Genomic DNA, 5,409 nt, shown 5'->3' with positions numbered 1-5,409 from the left:
TTTTTTCATGAATCTTCCTCACTTAATCGTTGTCATCAATACCGTGTCATATGAAACAGTCTGTTTATCTGCCAGATGTACTGCCCTGAATTCATCGCTGTTATTGATTAATACCGGCGTGTCCAGCAGACATCCTGCGCTTTGAATAAAATCGAGATCAAATTCAATCAACAGATCACCGGCTTTTACCGAATCACCCGTTTTTACATGTGCCGTAAAACCTTCACCTTTCAGATTTACGGTATTGATCCCGACGTGGATCAGCAGTTCCACACCATCATTACTGACCAGGTTGATAGCATGTCGGGAATTAAATATTGACGACACAACTCCGTCAAAGGGCGCAATAACTTTACCGGAGGTTGGAATAATCCCCACTCCGTTACCCAGCAGGCCACTGGCAAAGGTCGGATCGCGGATTTCGGCAATATCAATAACCTTCCCCTGTAGCGGAGAGAGAATAACGATCTCTGCTGTTTCTGGTGCGATACCTGGGTTAGCACTTGGCGATTCTTTTGATGCCGGCAAACCGAAGAAATAGGTCAGTAAGGTAGAAAGCACGAGCGATAAGGCCGTGCCGATTATGGCCCCCCACACTGTCATATCCATACCGGTAGGTGGGATCATCTGAGCGAGAGTGAAGAAGCTGGTCAGACCGAAAGAATAGATACTACCGTGGAATGCTCCGACTATTGTCCCGCCTATGGCTCCGGCCGTGCAGCCGAAGATGAATGGCCGTCGGTTTGGGAGGTTAACACCATATACTGCAGGTTCCGTAATACCAAAAATGGCCGCGCTGACTGCCGAACCTGAAAGAGTTTTCAATTTTGGATCCTGGGTTCTCAGGAACACACCCAGCGCTGCGCCCAACTGGCCTACCACGGCCGGTACCAGTAATGGCTGCATAATATCATGGCCTAACACGCTGATGTTGTTGATCATGATGGGGACAAGACCCCAGTGCAGACCAAACATGACGCAGACCTGCCACAGTCCCCCCATGATCGTACCCGCTAAAGCAGGCGCAAACTCATAAGCGGCCAGAAACGCATTTGCCATAAGGTGGCTGAGGCCGGTAGCGAGCGGTCCAATAAGCAGGAACGCAGCAGGAACGACGATGAGAAGCGCTATCAGAGGGGTGAAGAGGTTTTTGACCGCTGAAGGGAGAATTTTATTACAGAATTTCTCCACCACACTGCTGAGCCAGGCAGCAAATATGACAGGAATAACCGAGCCGGCATAATTAATATAAGTGACGGGAATTCCGAGGAAGGCATCAACTGACGCGCCGTGCTGTAACTGAGCGTCGAACGCCGCTATCATTGCCGGATGCATCAGTGCGCCGCCAATCGCCATCGACAGGAATGGCGACCCGCCAAAACGCTTGCCTGCAGTGTAACCCAGTACGAGAGGGAAGAAATAAAACAGGGCATCACCAGCTGCCGCCAGTATTTTGTAGGTTCCGCTCGACTCAGTCGTAATTCCGCAAACGATAGCAAGGGCTAGCAGCCCCTTCATAATCCCGGAAGCGGCCAGGATCCCCAGAAAAGGGGTAAAAATCCCCGAAACCACATTAATCAGCCTGTTAAAGATATTTTCTTTTATGACTGCCTCGTCGCTGCTCCCTGCAGCTAGATCAGTCTCATCCGTAATGCCTGTAGCTTCGATAGCCTTATAAACTTCAGAAACATTATTACCCACAACCACCTGGAGTTGGCCCCCGCTTTCTACCACCATAATAATCTCTGGATGGTTGCTCAAATCATCCTTCAGAACAACATCATATTTTCTTAACTGAAAGCGAAGCCTTGTTGCGCAATGGGTCAAACTTTTAATATTTTCCGGGCCGCCGACCCGGTTAATTATAAATTCAGCAAGTGACTGATATTTCATAGGGACATTTACCTTTCAAAAAGCAAAAAAAAACCCACTCCGCCCAGATAATACTGGTCTGAAGTAGGTTTTGCCTGCAAACGCAGTAACAATCTAGTTTCTAAAAATTCGTCTGAGAAATGTATAAATAACTGGGGTTTCCAGATATCTAATTGTATCCTCAAAAATGTTATACACCGTGCCTGAGTTCATATGAATAGCAGAAATGCAGTATGGCGGATTACCGATATCAATCGTCGTAAAATATACAGATAGCAAAAAATAAAGCCTCATATGATATGAGGCTTTATTTATACAGATCTATTAGCATGCAGGGTAAAAGTGAGGTGGCGGGACCACATGATATGTTTTTACCGGTATGCCCTGCATTCACTCTGAAATCCGGTTCTCTATTTTCCGCTACGGAAATCAGGAACATTTCCTGAAACGAGGGCGAAATCAGAGAATTCTACTTCGCATCCGGAGGCGTTAGGCGCTTGTGCCTCGAACCCTATGTGTAAAATCTGTTCCGCGTCGTTCAGCACATCAAGGGGAAAAGCGCGCACAAATATCCATTTTTGACCATCCAGCGAAGCATGGAAGGCAAATACATTATCTTTGCGGGAGATCCGTAAATGCACTTCCTGTCCACTGACGGTAAAAGCATTGGCATCATCAGAGGTATATCCGTTGTTCACCACAGAGACAACCATGGGTTCACGTTCGGGTGAATATTCAAAGCACAACTTCGCCCATGATCGTTCGTTAACGTAAAGAAGCAACACGCCGGCATCGAAGGTGTTACCGAATTCGACTTTTACCGTTGAACGAAATTGAAAGTCTCCGCCAGGAGCCGGACGTAAAAGTGTTGCTGCATTACACCGGCTTGCAGACGTTACCTGGCTTGTGCCCCTTCCCGGATCGATGAAAATATCACTGTACGGCAATGCCCTAACGGCTATCTTCCGGGATAGCGTATCAATGTTCCAAACGGAGCCTTCTGACGGCTGTAAGAGGCTAATGTTGTCATGTGAAAGATGGTTCATAGCTATTCCTTTCATATATTCTATTAATTTTTAATGATCTACATTTTTTTTTCAGAGAAAATAGGGATGATGGTCAGGGAAAAGAGCATGACCAGGGCGGACAGGAAACAAAACGCATTGGCCAGTCCTGTATAATGTGCAATAAATCCGACCGCTGCGGGCCCCATAAGCACCCCCAGATATCCCAGCATGCTTGCAGCGGAGATAGCCAAAGAAGGGGCCATTGAATCCTGTTTGCCTGCACGCGTGAACAAAATAGGCACCACGTTACCGGCAGCAAAGCCCGCTATCGCAATCGCACTAAAGACAATGGCAACGGATGAGGACAGTGAAATAACCAAAAGTCCAATTGCCGTAAATATTACACCAAGAGTCAGTATCCAGCGCTCTCCTGCAAGTGAGACGAGCCTGTCACCGACGAAGCGGCTTAATGTCATCGCCACCGCAAAGACAACATACCCCGATCCTGCTATGTTTGCCGGTAAACTTTTTTCCTGAATCAGGAGCAATGCACCCCAGTCAAGCATCGCACCTTCTGCCAGGAACATCACCATTGCCAGAAGGCCTACCACAATCACTTTACCTTTAGGAAGTACAAATAATGGCGCGTCGTTAACCGTTACTGTTCTGAGGAACTTGTTTCTGATAACTGAGAGGCATATCAGTATCGTAAATATTGCGATCATCGATGCCACAAAAACGTGTAATCCCGTGGCAATCAGCAAAGTCATAACCACAGCGCCGGCAAGCCCTCCAACGCTGTAAAAACCATGAAATCCTGACATTAAAGGCATACCCGCCCGATCCTGAACTTCAGAACCGTGAATGTTGGCTGCTACATCAGTCGCACCAATCGAAAGGCCAAATAAGAAAAGTGCAGCACCAATTCCCAGGGGGGTGGAAAGCAGGGCAAGAAGGGGTAAAGCAACCACAATACCCACAGCACCCATGATGATGACCATCCGGCTGCCGGCTTTAGCAGAAATGCCACCGGCAGCAGGCATCCCTATTAATGCCCCCAGACCCAGACATAACAATACGGCACCCAAAAGAGCGGGCTCCGCCTGCATACGGCTTTGGGCGAAGGGTACCAGGGGAGCCCAACAGGCGAGCCCAAAACCAGCGATAAAGAATGCCAGTCTGGTGGCAAGCTTTGCGTCCGTGAGTTCTGCGAACTTAATATTGTCTGCTGAATAAGCCAGCTCATTTCCTTTCCCTGATATCATTTCTTCACTACTTTTCATCTGATACGCCCTGTGCGACGGTGTAAAAACAACCTAAAAAATACCAGTAGCATGCGTGTCATGATTCCGATAGGATGACAAATTATGTCTAATATACGCCAAAACACTATGAATCCGGATTTCGCTATCTCGCCTCTGGTAGGTCAGCCAGAACAATGGGGGGCTGATGTTCTTGAAAAGCATACTCATGCGCGCCACCAGTTAATTTTTTCCTCCCGGGGCGTCATTCACATCAAAACACATGTCGGCGAGTGGGTTCTTCCACCCAGCAGGGCACTCTGGATTGATGCCGGTACTGAACATTATGTTGAAACCAAGAAGCCAGCCTCGCTCTTTGTTCTGTATATTTCTCCCGCTTTTTTTTCCATGGATAAGCCTGAACACTGCTGCGTGGTTGAAGTGAGCAACCTGGTCAGGGAGCTCATCATGGCGTGTGCAAAAATGGGGTGGACCTATGATGAAAATAGTCACAGTCACCGACTGGCAGAGGTGTTGGTAGGCAGTCTTTCAGGTTTACAGCTCGCATCACTGGAACTGATCAAGCCGAAAGATCCCAGAGCCATCCACTTAATAAAATTACTGGAGCACGACCCGGGATCACGACGGTCGCTGCACGACCTGGCCAGAGAAGCAGGAGCTAGCGGAAGAACGATAGAACGACTTTTTGCTCAGGAGACAAATCTTCCCTTCGGAGCCTGGAGACAGAGACATCGAATGCTGTTTGCGCTGGAACGTCTGGCTTATGGCCAGAGTGTCATGAATGTCGCGCTGGAATCAGGCTATGAGTCTGCTTCAAGCTTTATTGCTGCTTTCAAGGCAATGTTTGGTACCACGCCATCTAAATATTTCTCATAACCAGATTCATATGAACAGAACGGTCTGGCTCCATTTCAGCTCCGTCAGGGCGGGACCATAGATACTCTTTTATTCGCTATTTCCCTTTCATGCAGATACATCGAATAAACGACAAATTATAATCAGGATCTGACAGAACTGGAAAAAATGACTCTGCGTTCAGGCATTTTAAATTAAATACGATTAACCTTTTATCATGGCAGGGTTTACCGGAAGGTGCAGGATATTAAGTTGTTATATGAATCCATTCAGACAAAATGAAGCCTTCTCATAATACATAACGATTTTCTCTCTATTGGACCGTCCTTAAGCATTATATGTTTATTCCAGCCCTAGTATACAGGTTAGCTAAAATGTCAGATACAGCGAATAAACACTTCACAATAACAGTG

At 47.2% G+C, this 5,409-nt stretch carries 4 protein-coding genes; 1 reads left to right on the top strand and 3 read right to left on the bottom strand.

Annotated elements, in window-relative coordinates; all coding sequences use genetic code 11:
• Window positions 1-18 precede the first annotated feature (18 nt).
• From HV355_RS23920 to HV355_RS23910, 3 genes are all read right to left on the bottom strand, one after another.
• Window positions 19-1,893, bottom strand: a complete 1,875-nt coding sequence (locus HV355_RS23920; protein ID WP_048291888.1) for a beta-glucoside-specific PTS transporter subunit IIABC — start codon at window positions 1,891-1,893, stop codon at window positions 19-21.
• Between the two features lie 389 nt (window positions 1,894-2,282).
• Window positions 2,283-2,918: a DUF1349 domain-containing protein gene (locus tag HV355_RS23915; protein WP_023345584.1), complete on the bottom strand. Its 636-nt coding sequence runs from the start codon at window positions 2,916-2,918 to the stop codon at window positions 2,283-2,285.
• A 38-nt stretch (window positions 2,919-2,956) separates the two neighbouring features.
• Window positions 2,957-4,162: an MFS transporter gene (locus tag HV355_RS23910; RefSeq protein WP_182403863.1), complete on the bottom strand. Its 1,206-nt coding sequence runs from the start codon at window positions 4,160-4,162 to the stop codon at window positions 2,957-2,959.
• An 84-nt stretch (window positions 4,163-4,246) separates the two neighbouring features.
• On the opposite strand from HV355_RS23910, the gene HV355_RS23905 reads away from it, so the two are divergent.
• On the top strand, window positions 4,247-5,017 hold the full coding sequence (locus HV355_RS23905; protein ID WP_023345582.1) for a helix-turn-helix transcriptional regulator: 771 nt from the start codon (window positions 4,247-4,249) through the stop codon (window positions 5,015-5,017).
• Window positions 5,018-5,409 lie beyond the last annotated feature (392 nt).

The sequence above is a fragment of the Enterobacter sp. RHBSTW-01064 genome (genome assembly GCF_014103035.1).
In the GTDB taxonomy this organism is placed as follows: Bacteria; Pseudomonadota; Gammaproteobacteria; order Enterobacterales; family Enterobacteriaceae; genus Enterobacter; species Enterobacter mori.
The sequence above is the reverse complement of the archived record's forward strand: the minus strand, read 5'-3'. Positions and strand labels throughout refer to the sequence as shown.